The 19,988-nt window shown below is 39.5% G+C and carries 14 protein-coding genes; 11 read left to right on the top strand and 3 right to left on the bottom strand.

The window, feature by feature from the left end:
- The first annotated feature begins 16 nt into the window (after positions 1-16).
- From Q1A31_RS11340 to Q1A31_RS11290, 11 genes are all read left to right on the top strand, one after another.
- Complete coding sequence (locus Q1A31_RS11340) at positions 17-4,327, top strand: DNA methyltransferase (RefSeq protein WP_299876414.1); 4,311 nt, start codon at positions 17-19, stop codon at positions 4,325-4,327.
- Positions 4,328-4,336: 9 nt separating this feature from the next.
- A complete protein-coding gene (locus Q1A31_RS11335; protein ID WP_299876412.1) occupies positions 4,337-6,844 on the top strand; it encodes a PglZ domain-containing protein in 2,508 nt (835 codons plus the stop codon).
- A gap of 3 nt (positions 6,845-6,847) precedes the next feature.
- On the top strand, positions 6,848-8,941 hold the full coding sequence (gene brxL / locus Q1A31_RS11330; protein WP_299876410.1) for a BREX system Lon protease-like protein BrxL: 2,094 nt from the start codon (positions 6,848-6,850) through the stop codon (positions 8,939-8,941).
- Between the two features lie 585 nt (positions 8,942-9,526).
- Positions 9,527-11,443: a threonine--tRNA ligase gene (thrS, locus tag Q1A31_RS11325; RefSeq protein WP_299876408.1), complete on the top strand. Its 1,917-nt coding sequence runs from the start codon at positions 9,527-9,529 to the stop codon at positions 11,441-11,443.
- Between the two features lie 37 nt (positions 11,444-11,480).
- Positions 11,481-12,023 (top strand): translation initiation factor IF-3, encoded by a 543-nt coding sequence (infC, locus tag Q1A31_RS11320; protein ID WP_299876511.1) that lies wholly within the window; start codon positions 11,481-11,483, stop codon positions 12,021-12,023.
- Positions 12,024-12,194: 171 nt separating this feature from the next.
- Positions 12,195-12,392 (top strand): 50S ribosomal protein L35, encoded by a 198-nt coding sequence (gene rpmI, locus Q1A31_RS11315; RefSeq protein ID WP_131906962.1) that lies wholly within the window; start codon positions 12,195-12,197, stop codon positions 12,390-12,392.
- Positions 12,393-12,432: 40 nt separating this feature from the next.
- Positions 12,433-12,789: a 50S ribosomal protein L20 gene (gene rplT / locus Q1A31_RS11310; protein ID WP_131906961.1), complete on the top strand. Its 357-nt coding sequence runs from the start codon at positions 12,433-12,435 to the stop codon at positions 12,787-12,789.
- A gap of 195 nt (positions 12,790-12,984) precedes the next feature.
- Positions 12,985-14,004, top strand: coding sequence for a phenylalanine--tRNA ligase subunit alpha (gene pheS / locus Q1A31_RS11305; RefSeq protein ID WP_299876403.1), 1,020 nt, complete (start codon positions 12,985-12,987; stop codon positions 14,002-14,004).
- Positions 14,005-14,031: 27 nt separating this feature from the next.
- On the top strand, positions 14,032-16,419 hold the full coding sequence (gene pheT, locus Q1A31_RS11300; protein ID WP_299876401.1) for a phenylalanine--tRNA ligase subunit beta: 2,388 nt from the start codon (positions 14,032-14,034) through the stop codon (positions 16,417-16,419).
- A gap of 83 nt (positions 16,420-16,502) precedes the next feature.
- The gene (locus Q1A31_RS11295) at positions 16,503-16,802 is read left to right on the top strand and encodes an integration host factor subunit alpha (protein WP_131906958.1); all 300 of its coding nucleotides are present in this window, start codon (positions 16,503-16,505) and stop codon (positions 16,800-16,802) included.
- Entirely contained in the window at positions 16,783-17,139 is a 357-nt protein-coding gene (locus tag Q1A31_RS11290; RefSeq protein WP_299876396.1) for a MerR family transcriptional regulator, read from the top strand. The genes Q1A31_RS11295 and Q1A31_RS11290 overlap by 20 nt, the downstream gene beginning before the upstream one ends.
- 83 nt (positions 17,140-17,222) lie before the next feature.
- Here Q1A31_RS11290 and Q1A31_RS11285 read toward each other — a convergent pair whose 3' ends face one another.
- From Q1A31_RS11285 to Q1A31_RS11275, 3 genes are read right to left on the bottom strand one after another with little or no spacing between them, the layout of a single operon-like run.
- Positions 17,223-18,122, bottom strand: a complete 900-nt coding sequence (locus Q1A31_RS11285) for a DUF1853 family protein (protein ID WP_299876394.1) — start codon at positions 18,120-18,122, stop codon at positions 17,223-17,225.
- 23 nt (positions 18,123-18,145) lie between these two features.
- Positions 18,146-18,754 (bottom strand): DUF938 domain-containing protein, encoded by a 609-nt coding sequence (locus Q1A31_RS11280; RefSeq protein WP_299876392.1) that lies wholly within the window; start codon positions 18,752-18,754, stop codon positions 18,146-18,148.
- 15 nt (positions 18,755-18,769) lie between these two features.
- On the bottom strand, positions 18,770-19,930 hold the full coding sequence (locus tag Q1A31_RS11275; protein WP_299876390.1) for a GNAT family N-acetyltransferase: 1,161 nt from the start codon (positions 19,928-19,930) through the stop codon (positions 18,770-18,772).
- Positions 19,931-19,988: the final 58 nt, after the last annotated feature.

The following is a 19,988-nucleotide window of genomic DNA, read 5'->3' as shown; positions in this document are numbered from 1 at the left end:
ACTAGGAATAGTAATAATGGCATTTGATAAAGCAACCTGTAATCTTCTGCAAAAGTTTGTGAGTGATGCGCGTAAACTGCTCAGCGATGAGTTTATCCAGCAATTACAAAACATTTATGGTTTAGACCCGGTTATGGGTAGTGTTGCGGAGCTTAGTGATTTGCCAGCACTGAGTCCTAGCGAGCAACAAACGGCATCGCTATTGAGAGATACTTTAGATCATTATCTTGTATCGAACCATAAGTCTGATCCCCATCAGGATAAATCGGTCATTATAGAGGCCTTAGATCGTATCGTTCGAGAGCAAGCATTTACTGTATTAAACCGCTTGGCGGCACTACGTATGGCAGAAGCCAGACAATTCGTTATAGAGTCAGTCAGCCAAGGTTTTCAATCTAAAGGCTTTCAGCTATATCAACGCATTTCTGGGAGCAGTTTAGGTGAAATTGGTCAATCGTATCAGCACTATCTGTTTAGCGTGTTCGATGAGCTAAGTTTGGATTTAGCTGTTTTATTTAATCGTTATTCTAGCCAAGGGCGATTATTTCCACGTGAAACTGTACTGCTCCAATTACTTGATTTAATTAATCATGCCGAACTTGAAATACTATGGGGTGAAGATGAAACGATTGGCTGGATTTATCAATACTGGAATGTTCGTTCTGAAATTGATCAGGCCAGAGGTGAATCTAGAGCTCCAAGAAATAGCCGAGAAATGGCTGTTCGCAATCAATTCTTTACTCCACGCTATGTGGTTGAATTTCTCACTGATAATACTGTTGGTAAAACTTGGTATGAAATGCAGCAAGGCCAAACATCAATATCAGAAATTTGTGATTATCTGGTAATAGATGAAAAAGCTGTTTTTTTACAGAAGGACGATAAACTAACAGAGGAGCAGGCTGCTAGTGATATTCCATATGTACCTTATCGCGAGGCAAAGGATCCTAGGTGCTTAAGGGTAATTGATCCAGCTTGTGGATCAGGACACTTCCTTTTGTATGTTTTTGATCTGTTGATCGCTATTTATGAGGAGGCCTGGGAAAAAGAACCAGAGAATGGCTGGCCTCTTCGTGAGAAATTTGAGCCATTACTACAAACTTACCCAAATTTTGAAGAGTATCAAAAGAGCATCCCTGCTTTAATTATTTCTCATAATTTATATGGTATCGATATAGATCCCCGTGCTATTCAAATTGCGGGTTTGGCTGTATGGCTTCGTGGGCAACGTTATTGGGAGGAAGTTGGCGTAAAACCTGTTGAGCGACCAACAATAATGCGCTCTAATTTAATTTGTGCTGAACCTTTGATTATTGAGCAAGAGCAATTGTCAGCCTACAAGTCAAAGCTACCTATCGGCCAAAGTAATCTCCTTGCAGAACTGCTTAATATTATCGCTGAGAAAATGTCATTGGCTGGAGAAATGGGCATACTGCTAAAGCTCGAAAAGGATATTCGCCAAGCCTTAGAGCAAGTTGAGAAAGAGTTTAAGCGCTATCAGGAATCTGAAATTCAGGATGATTTGTTTGGTCGAGAGCATATTGATAAGATGTTAAATCTTAGTTTTTCAGTACAAGGGCTTAATAGTTCATTTTTTGCTGGAGCTGAAAAGCAGTTAATGAAAGCTTTATCTGGATTTGTTAATAGCAGTAGTTCAACAACAGCTTTTAAAAATAAGTTGTTTGCTGATGATATAGAACACTCATTAGCCTTTATTGACTTAATGAAGTTAAAGTTTGACGTAATCGTGATGAATCCCCCATTTGGTAAACCTTCGGTCGATTCAGAATCATATATGGAAGTAAATTATCCGGATTGCCCAACAGATGTTTATCAAGCATTTGTTAGTCGAGCACAAGAATTACTTATCCCGCTCGGTTTTCTTGGATCTATATCTAGTAGGACCGGATTCTTTCTGAAAAGTTATGAAAGCTGGCGTTCTCGGGTTTTGCTCCGTAAATTTAGACCTTTGTTTATTGCAGATTTTGGTGGTGGCGTACTGGATGCTATGGTCGAAACCGCTGCATATGTTTTGCGTTCAACTAGCGGTGTAGAGGATTTAGCTAACCGCAGAGAAATTCTTGAACAGCTAATTGGAGTAGAGTTATCAAAAAGTGGTGATTTCTCTTTACCTAGGTTCCAGAAATGTAGACTTGAAAAGCTTTCTAGAGAGCAGGCACTTTCTGAATTGGCTAGTCTAGAAGAAGCTGGTTTCATTACAATAGATAATGAAAGCAATTTTAAAGCTCGGAAGTGTGACAGTGTAATTAGAGCAGGCCTTACAGAAATCAACGAATATCATCAGTATCCAAAAATGTTATGTTTTAGATTAGTTGATGAAAAAGATAAAGGTCATAAATTGTATGAGGCAATTACTGGCAAAGATTTATCATCTGTTTTGATTACTAATCCATCGAGTTTTGATGCAATTCCAGGCTCTCCATTTTCATATTGGGTTTCTGATAATTTGCGTAGTGTATTTAATAAATACCCACAGTTTAAATCTGATTGTAGGTCAGCTCGGCAAGGACTTGCTAGTGGAGATGACTTTCGCTTTGCTCGAATGTGGTGGGAAGTTAGCCTAGAAAATATCTCGCCTGTACAATCGCATAACTTTGAAGTCGGAGGAGCATATTGTGAGTTAGAACATAAATGGCAAACCTTCGCTAAAGGAGGTAAGACCACTCCGTATTACTTAGATATTCAAATGGTCTGTAATTGGGCATATGACGGACTCGAGATGAGGGCTTTTGAAAGGAGTGTTATTCGAAATTCCGATTACTATTACAGAAGTGGATTTTCATGGCCGCTAAGGGCCTTGCGATATACTCCATCTGTCTTGCCAAAAGGCACGGTATTTAGTGTGCGTAGTATGTCTGCTTTTTCGTTCAATGAGCCGATAGAAAAATACTTGGTTCTTGGTAATAGTAGTGTTTTCGATAGCATTTTTAAATTAAAACTTGGTAAGGCTCATACTCCAGAGTTCCAAGTTGGCGTTGCCAATGTTTTGCCTGTTCCTTTAAGTGAGATGGACGCTGAAGAAAATAAATTAGTTGGAATCTTTTTAAAACTTTATCATCTCCTTTCATATGGAAGTCAGCATAACGAAGTTTCACGTTTATATTCTGGTTGTTGGTATTCTGCTCTTGGTTCTCATTCGTTATCTGAGTCTGTATCGGCTTATATTACTCTTCACGAAGAAACAGAATGCAAAATTAAAAATTTCCAGGATTGTATTGATCAAAAAGTATTGGATTATTACAATTTGGTTGAAAGTGACCTCCCTGATGGAGGACTTCAGAATAACTGGTCTACCATAACTGGATTACCCGTTGAACAAGATAATGCTCGTTCTTTTATAGCTAAAGATTTACTTTCAAATATATTTGGTCGACTTGTTGGTCGCTTTTGGCAGACGTCTGTTGGAATGGGTAAACGTGATCCTTTTGACCCTTTACCTGTTCCACAGATTAATCAGGATTTAAAGTGCTTGCCATTAAAAGATGGTCAACTTAAAAAGTTGCTAATGAAGGGTATTGTCCCGATCGGTCAGTACTTTATCGTCTCAGCAGATAATGTACTTCCAGATATTTTGACTGAACTATATTCTGACAACACTGGTTTATTAGATGAGCTATTGGCAGAGCTTAATTCTGAAAGTCTTAGCCAATATTACACAAAACCAACAGCATTTTTTGACTATCATCTTTCTCAATACAGTGGTTCTAGTCGCATTGCTCCTGTCTATTTACCACTTACTTCTACAGCAGGTAATTTTACTGTGTGGCTATTCTATCAAAAACTTAATAGAGCAACCTTATTCACTGTATTGAATGATGTGGTCGATCCAGCAGTGAATACTATTGAAGAGCAGCTTTCTCAAGTCAAAGGATCAAATTTAGCAGACGAAGCCAAGCTATCGTCTTTGCTAGATGAAATTAAGGATTTCAGAGATAGTATTCAGGAAGTTTTGTCGACAGGGTTTAACTGCGATATAGATGATGGTGTTGTTATTACTGCTGCGCCATTACGTAATTTATTCAATCACAGTAGTTGGTGTCAGGAGCTAGATGACAAATGGGCAGGTTTAGAAGCCGGTGACTATGATTGGTCAAAACTAGCTTTCAACTATTGGCCAGAACGTGTGCTGAAGAAATGCCAAGAAGATAGAAGTATTGCGATTGCACATGGTTTGGAAACTGAGCTTTGGGAGTATGTTGAGGCGCCAGCAGCTAGAGGTAATGGTACAAAGTGGGTTTGGCAGGCTAAAGAAATGACCCAAGTTGAACTTGAAGTTTACATTGAAGATAAGAAAGTAATAAGGTAAGTCGTAAACATGAGTATTGAACAATATATATCGACACAAGTATTCGAAAAGCGACTTAATAAACGTGTATTAGTTGTCTATGACTATGCACATCGCTATCGCGATATCTGTTTATCGATGGCTTCGGAGGTGGTTTTTGTGGTTGATACCTCAGAGTCCAGTATTGAAAGTCGTGAGTTAGCCTTAGAAACTTTAATTAGTTTTGGTGAGGGTGGCCAAAAACTGCTGATTTATGTCCCTGTGGCCAAACCGGTGACAGATGAAGATCAACAAAAAGATCCATTTAGTATTTACAGTGCTTGTGGTGAAGTTTTTCCTGATGGTGATGGTGATAGGTATTTGAGCCTTTGTTTAAAAGCCAAACCAGATCACCAAACAGAAGTACGCAATGCATTTGATCAAGATCCAAATCCAAGTTTTGCAGTAATTAATGGCATAGGTGGTGGTTTGCAGTGGCCAACACTCAGGGCGCTACTTAATGTTGAATCTTCTCCTGAAATAGTCAGTGCTTTAATGGTGCCTGATGCGGCGCAAAAGAAAGAGTTGGATAGTAATGAGGCCTGGGTAGCTGAAGCGAAGCAACTATTTGAGCAAGTGCTGGGTTTAACCCTCACTACTCGGGGGAAAAAGTGGAAAAGCGTTAGCGAAGAATTGTGGCGTTATGTTTTGTTTAGTGAATTCGTATTTGACCTGCCAGGTGAACTGCCTGCGTGCTTAGCCGGAGTGCCTAGAGCCAATTCAACAGCCAAACCAATTATCGAAAGTCTTTGTGATGGTCTACGTCAGGATCTGCGTAAGCAGGAAGACTATATTAAATACGCTGAGCAGATAGAGCATCCTAATGATTTAAATCTTGAGCAGGTTTGTCGGTCAGTCGATGACTTAGGGATCAGAGATACTTTTCCCTTTGAAGAGCGAACTTTCTTACAGGTGGCGATCAAAGCAATTAAAGATAACGAGCTTGAAGCGCTTAACGAAATCCTTTCACAACGCAAGGTCTCTATTTGGAGTAATCGTGGTGAAAATGAAACCCAATGGGATTTAGTCGCTGCGGCTAAAAGATTGATTGAGTCCTGTAATGACCTATTACGTGAGTTGCCAGAGCATAGTGCTAGCCAGGCCACGCTGTTGGATTATTATCTCACTAGCTTACGTGAGGCTGATCGCTTACAACGTGAATTTGAGCAGGCGGTGACGGACTATTGGGATGCTCTAGGTCTGCTAACTCCTGTAATAGATAAGGCGCGTCGTGAATATCGCAAGTTAGCAGAAAAAGTACAAATCCTCTTTACAAAGCAGTTGGCTGAAACTGGTTGGCCACCCCAGGGACGATTATACAATGCTGATGTTTTTGATGAGATTGTCGCACCTAAATTACAGACTAGTGGCCAGAGAGTGGCTTATTTGATGGTGGATGCCTTACGTTTTGAGTTAGGCCTTGAGCTTGAAAAACAGCTTAAAGATGAATTTGAAATCACCTTAAAGCCAGCTTATGCTTGTCTACCGAGTATAACCTTAATCGGCATGGCCAGCCTTTTACCAGGAGCTGGTAAAGACTTGTCTATTATAAAAGGTGACTCTGGAATGATTCCTATGCTAGGCGACATACCTGTAAGTACAGTGCCGCAGCGCATGAAAATTTTTGAAAAGCGTTTTGGTAGCCGCTTTGCAGAAATGCGCGCTGATGATTTTATAGATAATAACCACAAATTTGATAAGTCAGTAGAACTCGCTGTGTTACGTAGTGTTGAGATTGATACACAATTTGAAAATACGCCTAAAACAGCGCCTAGCGTTATTCTGAGAGAGCTAAAAAACATACGTGTAGCTATAAGTATGTTACAAAATCAGGGATTTAATCAAATAGTAATTGCTACAGATCATGGTTTCTTTATGAATCGTCAAGCCACCGATGGTGATGTGTGTCCAAAACCTGCAGGTGATTGGTACCTAACGCATGAGCGCATTGCGCTCGGTAGTGGTAACGCCGATCATCACCATTTTATTATGCCTGCGCCTCAAGCGGGCATTAAAGGTGATTACAGTCATCTCGCTGGCCCTAGTACTATGGCGGCATACAGCAAAGGAAAATTGTACTTCCACGGTGGAGCATCCTTACAGGAATGTGTGGTGCCCGTAATGGAAGTGAAATTGAAAGGACGTACTAAAGTGGTTCAGCAGTCAAAAGTTTCTTTGAACTACAAAAATGGCACAAAAGTCATTACCTCACGTCGCCCAGTTATTGAGTTGTTTGTTACTAGTGATGACATGTTCGCGCAGACTGAAATTTTGTTAGAAGCACATAATGATTCAGGTGAAGTTATTGGCGAAGCGAAGATTGGAGGTGCTGTGAATGCGGCAACGCGAACAGTGAGTTTGCAGACAGGTGATAGCCAAAAAGTTACTATCATTATGGATGATGACTTTGAAGGTGTTTTTACTATTAAAGCACTTAATCCGAACACCTTGGCTGAATTCGCTCAAGTTAAACTTAAAACAAAATATATGGATATGTAACTTATGGACTTACTAGATGAGAAGTTACTCGAGCACTTCGAAGGAAAGGCTGTAAGAAAAGACCTTTTGCATCGTATCAAAAAAGGTACCAATGTACCGACGTTTGTTTTGGAATTTCTGTTAGCACGTTTTTGTGCCAGTGATGATGAAGATGAAATTCAGGAAGGTTTAAGCGCTGTTCTTGAAACACTTAATGATAATTATGTTCGCCCAGATGAGGCGAATGCTGCTCAATCTAAAGTTGCAACAAAAGGCCGTCATAAGTTTATTGATAAAGTTCATGTTCGCTATGTAGAGAAGGAGAAGCGCCACTGGGCAAGCCTGGAAAATTTCAACTCACAGCGTATTGCAATTGGCGAGAAGTTCTACAAAAATAATGATCGCTTGCTCGAAGGAGGTATTTGGGCTGAGGTGACTCTTTGCCACAATGAAATTGAAGAAGACGATTATGCCTTTTATATCGAAGACTTACGACCAATTCAGCTTAGCCGTTTTGACTATGATGCTTACTGTGAAAAGAGGAAAGCATACAAAAGAGATGATTGGTTAGACATTATTATGCGTTCTGTTGGTCTGGAGCCAACCAAATTGAGTAAGCGCGTTAAATTCCATTTTCTGGCGCGTCTAGCACCTCTAGTAGAGGCTAATTATAACTTTATCGAACTTGGTCCAAGAGGTACGGGGAAGTCTTATTTTTATAGCGAATTCTCGCCTTACTCTACTCTAATTTCTGGCGGTCAGACTAGCAGTGCTACATTGTTCTACAACAATGCTCGCAAGAAAGTCGGTTTGGTAGGTTATTGGGATACTATTGCCTTCGACGAAGTCGGCAATATGCGTGTAAAAGATCCGGATACAATCCAGATCATGAAAGACTTCATGGCTAATGGCCGTTTCTCTCGCGGTGCAGAAGTCATAGCTGATGCTAGCATGACCTTTATCGGTAATTTGGATTTAGGTGTTAAGCAGGTTGTTAATTCTACAGAGTACGATCTATTTCAACCTTTACCTAAAGAGTTTGATCTGGCGGTTATGGACAGATTCTGCATGTATATGCCTGGTTGGGAAATGCCTAAAAATAGCTCTGAGTTTTTAACGGACAACTATGGTTTTATCACCGACTACTTGGCAGAGGCGTTTCACTATCAGCTTAAGCATACAAATCGATACGAAGAAGTTAGTAAGCGTATAAAGCTAGGAAAGTGTGTTGAGGGTAGAGACGAGAAGGGTATTAAAAAGACAGTAGCATCTTATCTAAAAATGCTTCACCCCCATGGAGAGTGCTCTGATGAAGAATTTGAAGAGTATGTGGTTTATGCCATTGAAGGTCGCCGCCGCGTTAAAGAGCAAATGAACAAACGTAAGCCTGATGATGAATTCATAAACATTGAGCTTTCATTCTTTAATGTTGAAGATAAGGAGATCGTAGTAGATTGTCCAGAGACAATTGGGGTTGAAGCAACACTTAATCCTATTAAACCTGGCTATGTCACAGAGTCGTATGATGAGGGTGAGAGTCATAAGCCAGAAGTAATAAAAGAACCTGAAAAAGATGCTAAAGAAGCTTCTCATTTGACAGATAGTATTGACATGGAAGCCCCCGCAATTGCTGAAGTAATCTTGCCAGGGCTCAAAGAGCAACACTACACAATTACTTATGACTCCACAGGTTACAGTTATGAATCTATCATAGTGCCGTATCTTGAGGGAGCAAAGTCGGTAATTATCGAAGACCCATATATTCGTGCAAATCATCAGATACAAAATTTTATACGTTTCTGTGAGGCGATTTTAAAGCAGCCTTCAATTAAAAAAATCCAATTAATCACAAGCTATGATGAGAAGACTGACGTTAAAGAGATGGCTGAACGGCTCCAGGATGTAAAGCAAAGTTTATTAGAGCTAGATGTAATGCTAGATTTAAACGTCAACGAAAACATGCATGATCGTGAAATTCGTATTGATAATGGATGGATAGTTAAAATTGGTAGAGGTCTCGATTTTTTCCAAAAACCTGATAGCTGGTATGGTGTGGGTGTGAATGATCTCTCTTTGAGGAAGTGTTTGGAAACCAAAATAGATATCTTTAAAAATTAATCATATTGTTTTCCTTAGTAAGAAGAGGCTACCTGATAGCGGTTGATGAGGTTTAATGTTTTACGATAATCATAAAACTCAAAATTTATGATTTTTTACAAATTACTCTGTTGTCTATGATTATAGTATTGTTGTGTGGTTTACTTTGAAGCAAGCCTACCACTCTATCTACCTTGAAAGTATTGAAAATTACTATTCATATCAACCAATGATAAATGGATTTAGGTAATTTGAAGTCGCTGATTTGGATGTATCATATTCATACCTAGATTTAGTAGCGAATACTTGAAATTCATAATATTGCATCATGAAATGAATCGAAAAATTATTTTATGGTGATGTAATATTGTAAAACTCAGACATAATGAGTACTATCCACATTTTTATAGTTGGGTGTCGATACTAGATGCTGGTATTTTTGCTGGTATAGGACGAATCGACAATTTAAATTAACCCAATCTTATTAATAGGTTACAGTGTTGGATGTTAGTCCGAGCGTGCCTACCAAATACTTAATTTAATTTTGTGTTTTTTTGTAAATAATAAACACGTGGCCTCTCGTAAGGGTCACCACTGGGGAATAACATGCCAACAATCACTTTGCCAGACGGCAGTCAGCGTTCATTCGACAACGCAGTATCCATTTTAGATGTGGCAGCAGATATCGGTCCGGGTTTAGCCAAAGCTACACTTGCAGGTGCTATAGATGGAAAACAATACGATGCTAGTCATATCATCGATGAAGATGTATCGCTGAGTATAATCACAACTAACAGCCCAGAGGGTGTGGATGTTATACGTCACTCTTCGGCGCATTTAATGGCTCAGGCTGTTAAGCAATTATTCCCTGAAGCACAGGTTACTATTGGTCCTGTGATTGAAGATGGTTTTTTCTATGACTTTTCATATGAGCGTGCTTTCACGCCAGAAGATGTAGATGCTATCGAAAAACGTATGCAGGATTTGATCAAGCAAGATTTACCTGTAGAACGTAGTGTCATGTCTCGAGATGATGCGGTTAAGTTTTTCCGTGATATGGGTGAAACGTATAAAGCTGAAATCATTGAAAGCATCCCTAGTGATGAAGATCTATCTCTTTATAAGCAAGGTGATTTTATCGACCTTTGTCGTGGGCCACATGTTCCAAGTACCGGTAAAATTCCAGCGGTTAAGTTAACTAAACTTGCTGGTGCTTATTGGCGTGGTGATTCTAATAATGAGATGTTACAACGCATTTATGGAACAGCATGGGAAAACAAAAAAGCACTTAAGGCTTATTTGCACCGTGTAGAGGAAGCAGAGAAACGCGATCATAGAAAAATAGGGCGCAAGCTAGATTTATTCCATATTCAAGACGAAGCACCAGGGCAAATTTTCTGGCACGATAAAGGCTGGACAATTTATCAGGTGATTTCTCAGTATATGCGTGAGCAACAACGCTTACGCGGTTACAAAGAGGTGAATACACCTGAGTTGGTAGACTTTTCTTTATGGGAACGTTCTGGTCACGCTGCTAAGTACAGTGAAGACATGTTCTCATTAGAATCTGATGGTCGTCAGTTCGCACTAAAGCCGATGAATTGTCCGTGTCATGTTCAAATATTTAATCAAGGCCTTAAGAGTTATCGTGACCTTCCTTTAAGGATTGCAGAGTTCGGTGCATGTCATAGAAATGAGATGTCTGGAGCATTGCATGGTTTGATGCGTGTGCGTGGTTTTGTTCAAGACGATGGTCATATTTTCTGTACTGAAGAGCAGATCCAACCAGAAGTAGCAGATTTTATTGAGTTCCTTCACGATGTTTATCGTGACTTCGGTTTTGATGATGTTATCTATCGCTTATCAACGCGACCTGAGAATAGAGTAGGAAGCGACGAAGACTGGGATAAGGCAGAGAAAGCATTAGGTGATGCCTTGGATGCGCAGAACCTTGATTGGGAAGAGTTACCAGGAGAAGGTGCTTTTTATGGTCCTAAAATTGAATTTTCTTTGAAAGACAGTATTGGCCGTGTGTGGCAATTAGGAACAATTCAGGTGGATTTTTCTATGCCTGTGCGTCTTGATGCAGAATATGTGTCAGAAGATGGGTCGCGTAAACCACCCGTTATGCTGCATCGTGCAATATTGGGTTCTTTCGAGAGATTTATTGGAATATTGATTGAGCATCATGAAGGTAAGTTTCCACTTTGGTTATCACCTGTTCAAGCCGTTATTTTGAATATTACGGATAAACAGTCTGATTTTGTGAGAAAAGTTGAAAATACCTTGAAAAAAAGCGGAATTAGAGCTGTTTCAGACTTGAGAAATGAGAAGATAGGCTTTAAAATTCGCGAGCACACGCTTCAACGCACTCCCTACCTTTTGGTGGTTGGTGATCGAGAAGTAGAAACTAACTCAGTTGCAGTGCGTACACTATCTGGTGAAGACCTTGGTAGTTTACCTATTGATGAGTTAATAGAACGAATAACAAAAGAAAATGCTAGTTGCGGAATACCTGAATAGTATTATTCTATTTATGTATATTTATAAGTTATAGAGGATAAAGAATATCGCTAAACCAAAGAAGAATCGGGTCAATGATGAGATTAACGTACCACAAGTTAGACTTATTGATAAGGACGGCGAAAACGTAGGTGTCGTTAAAACTACTGATGCGATGGAAAGAGCTGCAGTAGATTCATTAGATTTGGTTGAAATTGTACCAACGGCTGAACCACCTGTATGTCGCATTATGGACTACGGTAAGTTCAAGTTCTCACAGAGCAAGCAAAAAGGCGCAAACAAGAAGAAGCAGAAGAAGACTCAGGTTAAAGAAATTAAAATGAGACCTGGAACTGATATTGGCGATTACAATATCAAGTTGAAAAAGTTGATTGAGTTTCTTCAGGAAGGGGATAAGACGAAAGTAACTATCCGCTTTAGAGGTCGTGAAATGGCCCATCGCGAATTAGGTATGGAAATGCTTAAACGTGTAGAGAAAGATCTGGAAGAATATGGATCTGTTGAACAGTTTCCAAAAATGGAAGGTCGTCAGATGATTATGGTGATTGGTCCAATTAAGAAAGAAAAAGGTCAGGCTTAAACTTTTAGGATTGTAGTTTTATAACTGCAACTTAAATAAAGACCAAGAATTTATATCATTCCTTAAGGAGAGGCACTCTTATAGGAATGTTTTCACTCATCATAGTTTCGTTTCGAATGTTTAGATTGTTAAAAATTTAAATAGAACTATGACCAATAATGGAGAGTTAAGATGCCTAAGATGAAAACCAACAGCGGCGCTGCAAAGCGTTTCCGCAAGCGTGCTAATGGCACGTTCAAGTGTAAGCAGTCACATCTGCGCCACATCCTTACTAAAAAAAGCAGCAAACGTAAGCGTCATTTACGAGCTGGTGATGTCGTCGAGAAAGTCGATACACCAATGGTTCGCAGAATGCTTCCGTACGTTTGAGATCAGTAACGCTTTAAATAGAGAAATGAGGATATAGAAAATGGCAAGAGTAAAACGTGGTGTTACGGCACGCGCAAAACACAAGAAAGTATTAAAGAAAGCTAAAGGTTATTACGGTGCACGAAGCCGAGTTTATCGTGTAGCGAATCAAGCAGTTACTAAAGCAGGTCAATATGCATACCGTGACCGTCGTCAAAAGAAACGTCAATTCCGTAGTTTATGGATTGTTCGTATCAATGCGGCAGCTCGTATGTTTGATATGTCTTACAGCGTATTCATGAACGGTCTTAAGAAAGCAGAGATCGAAGTCGATCGTAAAATGTTAGCTGATTTAGCTGTACATGATATCGATGCTTTTGGACAGTTGGCTGAGAAGGCAAAAGCTGCCCTAGCTTAGTTTACTGTTCCGTCTGATTGTTATTTATAAGCAATAAGCTTTTTCTTATAACAGACGAATAAAAGATGTAAATCAAAGCGAGGAAAGGTTTCTGCCTTCCCTCGCTTTTTTTGTGCAAAATTTTTGTTGCTCGTTTTTACTAATGAAAACGTAGATTACTAAACAAATACTCAATAACGGATTACGGAGACTTCAGTGGACAAACTGACAGAACTCATGCAACAAGCTCAACAGCAGCTTGATGCGGCAACTAACCTCACAGAACTTGATGATGTACGTGTGCATTATCTTGGTAAGAAAGGGTTAATCACTGGTCAACTAAAGCAGTTGGGTCAATTACCTGCTGAACAACGACGTGAAGCGGGACAAGAGATCAATAAAGCTAAACAGGCTTTATCTGAATTAATTAATACTAAGAAAGAGTCTCTTGAAGTTGAAGCATTAAATCAGCGATTACAAAATGAGAGTCTGGATATCTCTTTGCCTGGCCGCAAAATGGGTGAGGGGAGTTTGCATCCTGTAACTCGCACCGCCAAGCGCATCGAAGAAATATTCATGCAGTTAGGTTTTGGTGTTGAAGTGGGTCCTGAAATTGAAGATGACTATCACAATTTCACTGCGTTAAATATTCCAGATCATCATCCATCTCGAGCATCTCACGATACTTTCTATTTTGGTGATGGAACTTTATTAAGAACGCATACTTCGCCTGTACAAATTCGTACTATGGAAAACCAAGAGCCACCTTTGCGTATTATCGCGCCAGGTCGTGTATATCGCTGTGATTCAGATGTAACTCACAGCCCCATGTTCCATCAGGTTGAAGGTTTGATGGTAGATAAAGACGTTACTTTCTCTGATCTTAAAGGCATTTTAGAAGCATTCTTTAAAGCATTTTTTGAAGTAGAAGACTTACCAACTCGCTTTAGACCTCATTACTTCCCATTTACAGAACCTTCAGCAGAAACAGATATTCAATGTGTGTTGTGCCAAGGAAAAGGTTGTCGTGTTTGTGGTAATACAGGTTGGATTGAGGTGATGGGTTGCGGCATGGTGAACCCAGAAGTATTCCGTCATGTTGGGATAGATCCAGAGGTATATACAGGTTTTGCATTTGGCTTCGGTATTGATCGTTTAGCCATGCTGAGATATGGCATTGATGATTTACGTAAGTTGTTTGATAACGATGTACGTTTCCTAAAGCAGTTTGCGTGAAGTTGATATTAAGGTAAGTAGAAAGCTATGAAAGTAAGTGAAAACTGGTTAAGAGAATGGGTTGAACTCGATGCAACAACAGACGAAGTTGCGCATCAACTCATTATGGCAGGCACAGAATTGGATGGTATTGATCCCGTTGCTTCTGCTTTCACTGATGTGAGAGTGGGTCAAATCAAGAGTATCGAACAACATCCTGATGCAGATCGTTTACGCGTCTGTCAGGTTAATATTGGTAGCGATGAGTTATTACAGATTGTTACTAATGCAACTGTTGTGCTTGAGCAAAAAGTCCCTGTTGCAATGATAGGAGCGATTCTTCCTAGTGCTGATGCAAACGAAAAGCCACTTAAGATAAAAAAGGGAAAATTACGCGGTGTTTTATCACAAGGTATGTTCTGTGGTTCTGAAACGCTTGGTATGGGTGAGGCTGGAGAAGGTCTACTTCCAATTCCTGATAGTGCTGAACTAGGTAAAAACTTAAGAGAAGTACTAGATTTAGATGATGTTGTACTTGATTTAGATGCAACGCCAAACCGTGCTGATTTATTGTGTGTAGCAGGTGTAGCTCGTGAGTTAGGTGTAATCATGCAAGCGCCTGTAACTGAGGTTTCAGTTAAAGCAGCTTCACTCGATCACGAACAATCTTTCCCGGTAAAAATTACAGCTGATGATTTATGTCAACGATATGTTGGTAGAATTATTAATAACTTAGACGTCAAAGCTAAGACTCCTGATTGGATTGTTGAAAAATTACAGCGTTCTGGAATTCGCAGTTTAGGTCCTGTAGTTGATATCACTAATTACGTGATGCTCGAGCTAGGTCAGCCTATGCATGGTTTTGATTTCGATAAGCTTAGCGGCGGTATTGATGTGCGAAATGCGGTCGAAGGTGAAAAGCTAACACTGCTAGATGGCAAAGAAATTTTATTAAGCGCTGATACGATGGTTATCGCGGATGAAGAAAAAGCGCTCGCTCTAGCTGGAATTATGGGTGGTGAAGATAGTTCGGTTACCGATGATACCCAGAACATATATTTAGAAAGTGCTTACTTTGTTCCTGAGAAAATTATGGGGAAATCTCGTAAGTACGGACTTCATACGGACTCTTCACATCGTTTTGAAAGAGGAGTATCTCCAGATTTACAAGTTAAAGCGATTGAACGTGCATCTGAGCTTATTACAGAGATCTGTGGTGGCGAAGTAGGGCCATTCAATGATGTCAGTACCAGAGATGATCTGCAACAGCGTGATGCTGTACATTTCGAGCGCAGACGTATCAAGCGTCACCTCGGTATCGAGATAGACGATACGCGTGTTGAAGATATCCTTACGCGTCTAGGCTGTAATGTTGAAACTACTGAAAATGGTTGGAATATCACTCCGCCAGTTTTCCGTTTCGATTTGGCTACGCCTGAAGACTTTGTCGAAGAAGTTGCCCGTATCTATGGTTACGATAATATTCCCGCTCGTTTACGCCCAATGGAACCACGTATCGCAAGAAAAGAAGAAACGCTGGTCGATGAGAATACATTACGTAATATTCTTGTTAATAGAGGCTATCAGGAAGCAATCACATATAGTTTTGTGCCACCTGAAGTTGAATCACTTTTAAGCCCTGATCAAGAGCAAATAGCGTTATCAAATCCGATTTCTGAAGAGTTGTCGATTATGCGCAGTACCTTGTGGTCAGGACTAATTCCGGCGCTTGATAAGAACGTAAAGCGTCAACAGCCACGTGTACGTTTCTTTGAAACAGGTCTAAGTTTCTTAAAGACATCTGAAGGTTTGACTCAAAGAAAGAAATTAGCTGGCGCCATCACTGGTAATGTTTATTCAGAGCAGTGGAATGCAGAATCTAGAAGTGTCGATTTCTTTGATCTTAAAGGTGATGTGGAAGCGTTATTGGAAGAAGCAACAGGTCAAACATTCGAGTTTGTAAAGTCTGATCATTCGGCATTGCACCCTGGACAATCAACCAATATTATTTCTGATAATCAGGTTGTTGGCGTTTGCGGAGCATTGCATCCTGCGGTTGAGAAGAAACTGGATTTAGATCAGCAAGTGTTTGTTTTTGAACTGGATATGGATAATATCTCGCACAAGAAACTACCAGAATATACCAAGCTTTCACCTTATCCTTCAGTCCGTAGAGATCTTGCATTGTTGGTGAATAAAGACGTTGAGTACTCTACAATTGCTAAGGTACTGAATAGTTTGAATATTCAGCAGATTGTTGATAGCTTTGTATTTGATGTTTATTCTGGGGAGAATGTAGATTCTGGGCAAAAAAGTCTCGCTTTAGGCTTGATTTTTCAGGATTTTTCGCGCACCCTAGAAGAACAAGAAATCAGTGCCCATGTTGAGAAGATCATGGAAGCGCTAAATAATCATACAGGGGCAGTATTAAGGTAAAAATATATAGGAAAATAGCAGACTTTATTTTTTTCTATTTACTATATGTGGCCGTTGTTATTTACACAAGGAGAGCAGCACTTATGACATTGACGAAAGCAGGCATGGTTGAACATCTGTTTGATGAATTAGGGCTAAACAAACGAGAAGCTAAAGAACTCGTAGAAATGTTTTTTGAAGAAATTAGAACTGCTTTGGAAGAAGGGCAAAATATTAAATTATCTGGTTTTGGAAACTTCATGTTGCGCGATAAAGCACAACGTCCTGGAAGAAACCCGAAATCAGGTGAAGCAATTCCAGTCAGCGCTCGTCGTGTTGTAACTTTCCGTCCTGGTCAAAAACTAAAGCAAAGAGTAGAAAAGTATGCTGGAAGCATCCAATAATAAAGAACTACCTGCAATACCGAGTAAACGGTATTTCACAATAGGGGAAGTCAGTAATCTTTGTGGCGTTAAGGCTCATGTCTTACGCTACTGGGAACAAGAATTTCCTAACCTAAAACCGATGAAGCGTCGTGGAAATCGTCGTTACTATCAACGTGATGATGTGCTTTTAATTCGTCAGATTCGTAGTCTTCTGCACGAGCAGGGTTATACAATCAATGGCGCGCGTCAAAAGCTATCAGGTGTTGAAGCAGATGATGATAGTGCAAAGGCTAATCAATTATCACGTCAGATAATCACAGAGTTAGAAGATATTTTAAGAGTGCTTAAATCTTAGAAAGTCAGCCTTAGATAAATAATAGTTTATTTAACTAAGCTTTTGTAATCTCTAGATAAATATAGAAAAACACACCCCCCTACTTATAGGGGGTTTTTATTGTCTGAAGGAAATGTAAATTCATCGGGTAGAAAGAATACTCGATTAATTTCTTGGTAGTTATTTTGCTCATCTCGATTAATTTCAACATAGCATTGCGCTCTATCTTCAAAAATTTTCACAGGATTGTTCTGCAGATCAATGATATCTTTATGATTGAGTTCGGATAACCAAAGCGTTTTATTCAACGCTAAATATTTCCCTTCGGTTATGTCGGTGATATTAGAATAACTCCATAAGCCTCTGAGATGATTCTCCGTAATTCCTTCAGCAGTATCGCTACTTCCTTCAGGGTAGAACAATCTGCCTTTAATAAAACAATGTCTTTCGTCTATTTGTTCGTCAACTTTGTGAGAGAAATATTGTTCGTGTTTTTTACTCAATTGAGATTGATGACTTAATAAATGGTCTAGTTTTTTGCCTAGTTGATCGGTTGTGTTTGTACCAAACCAGCGATACGGATCTTCATAAGGTTTTGTTCCTAAGTAAAATTTAACACAGACTTCTAGGTGGATATTTTTGCCTGTCGATACTTCCTTAATTATGAAGTCAATCTCACCATAGGTGACTCCTTCTTCAATAATCTGGATGTTTTGTTGAATCAGTTCGTAGTTGGGGCTGATGCTTAGCCAATACGAAACTAAGGCTTCGAATCTATGCCCTAAGCGTTTGCTCTTTACTTGATGTAAATGCTGTTCTAAGGGTGATGGATCTTTGTCTAGTTCAATTAAGGTTGCGAGGCAGTCCTTGTATTCGTTTTGGCATTTATCGTCGTCCCACCAGTAGGTATTACCGATATGTCCCGATTGTATTGGTGGGCTAGCAATCACCCATGTAAGGTCACGAACTAATTTTGTGCTAAAAGTAGGGGGGTGATCTTTCATAGTATTAATATTTAATCATTGGATTATTTGCCCGCTTTTTGCCAAATCAAAATACGATTATTTGCTGGCATGGCGATATCATCTACAAACTTCATATCACCTTGCTCTGCGAGGTCATTGAGTTTCTCAAAGTCCTTGATGCAACTTTTAGGGTCATTGTTCTTCAGCCATAGATCAAAGTTTGCATTACTTTCGCTGGTATATTCACCGTTATAATTAAATGGGCCATATAAGATAAAATAGCCTTCAGCTTCCAGAAGAGGGCAAGCATTTTTGAAGTAATCAACTACATTATCCCACGACATAATATGTACCGCATTTGCTGAGAAAATAGTATCGAAAGTTTCTTTAGGCCATTGATCTGTAGAGACATTAATTGCTAACGGTGATCGAGTATTTTCTAAATCAGCATCATCTAACCAGAGTTTTATACCATTGTGATACATACTTTGATCACTGGTTTGCCAGATCAAATGCGGCATATGTTTAGCAAAGAAAACAGCGTGTTGCCCTGTACCACTTCCTATCTCAAGAACGTGTTTTTTGTCTTTTAATAAGGGTAATAAGACATCGAGTATGGCTTGCTGATTTTGCACGCAGGATTCTGAAAATGGCTTCTGGATATTCATCATAGTAGTTCAGTTAAGTTACTTTTCTTCTTGATAAGGAGATTTGAGTGAATCCATATAAGCCTTCACGCCTGCTTGCTCATGTTTAACATAGTTTTCAATAGATTCTTGAAAAGGTGAATTATTTAGCCAATGGCTAGATCGGGTCAGCGTAGGTATAAAGCCTCGCGCAATTTTATGTTCGCCTTGTGCTCCGGGCTCAAATGTCTGTAATTTATGTTCAATACAATATTCGATACCTTGATAGTAACAGGCTTCAAAATGGAGTTTGTCTATTTGTTCAATACAGCCCCAATGTCTACCATAGAGAATAGTATCGCTTGCGAACATTAGAGAGCCTGCAATGCATTCTTCCTGTCCGGTATCGCTACCTTCAGGCTGTTTAGATAGATCATCAGCTAGTACTAGAATGACTTGATCTGGCAGGGCATGTGCAACTTCTTTAAAGAAGCCTTCGTTTAGGGTAGCGGTTCCATATTTTTCAGCGAAGGTTTGCTCGTAAAATTTAGAGAAGTTTTTCCAGTCTTCATCTGTCGCAGTGTGACCATTTAATATGCGTAGGTTAACAGCCTGTTGTTCTACTCTTCGGCGTTCTTGTCGGATATTTTTACGTTTCTTGGGTGTCAGCTTTGCCAAAAAGTCATCAAAAGTAGAGTAGTCTTGATTGTGCCAATGAAACTGACAATCATGACGTGCGAGCAGCCCGTAATCTTCCAGCCAGTCCTGTTCATCACTATTTGCAAATAAACAATGAAAACTACTGTAGTTTTGTTCACCAGCAAATTGCTTAATGGTCTCTATCAATAATGGGTAAAGCTCGTCAGATCTTCCTGATTCGCATAAAAGTCGTTGACCACTAGCGGGCGTATATGGAATTGATGAAACTAATTTAGGAAAATAGGGAATGTTATTTCTATGATAGGCATCTGACCAAGCGTGGTCGAAAACAAACTCTCCATAAGTGTTAGTTTTTGTATAAAGCGGCATTGCAGCAACTAGTTGATCTTCTTCATAGATGGCTATGTGACAGGGATGCCAACCGAACTCCTGACTTGCACAGCCGTGAGTTTCTAATGCAGAGAGAAATTCATGACGTACAAATGGGTTATTGTCTTTAACCAATTTATTCCATGAATCGCCAGGTATTTGCGATATTTCTGAGTGAATGTTTATCTGCATTTATTTAATTTAAAAGCTATTATCTACATTGTTAGAGTATGAAATATAAGGACTATTT

Origin of the sequence: uncultured Cocleimonas sp. (genome assembly GCF_947495625.1) — a bacterium.
Classification (GTDB): domain Bacteria; phylum Pseudomonadota; class Gammaproteobacteria; order Thiotrichales; family Thiotrichaceae; genus Cocleimonas.
This window is presented reverse-complemented; position numbering and strand designations above follow the sequence as displayed.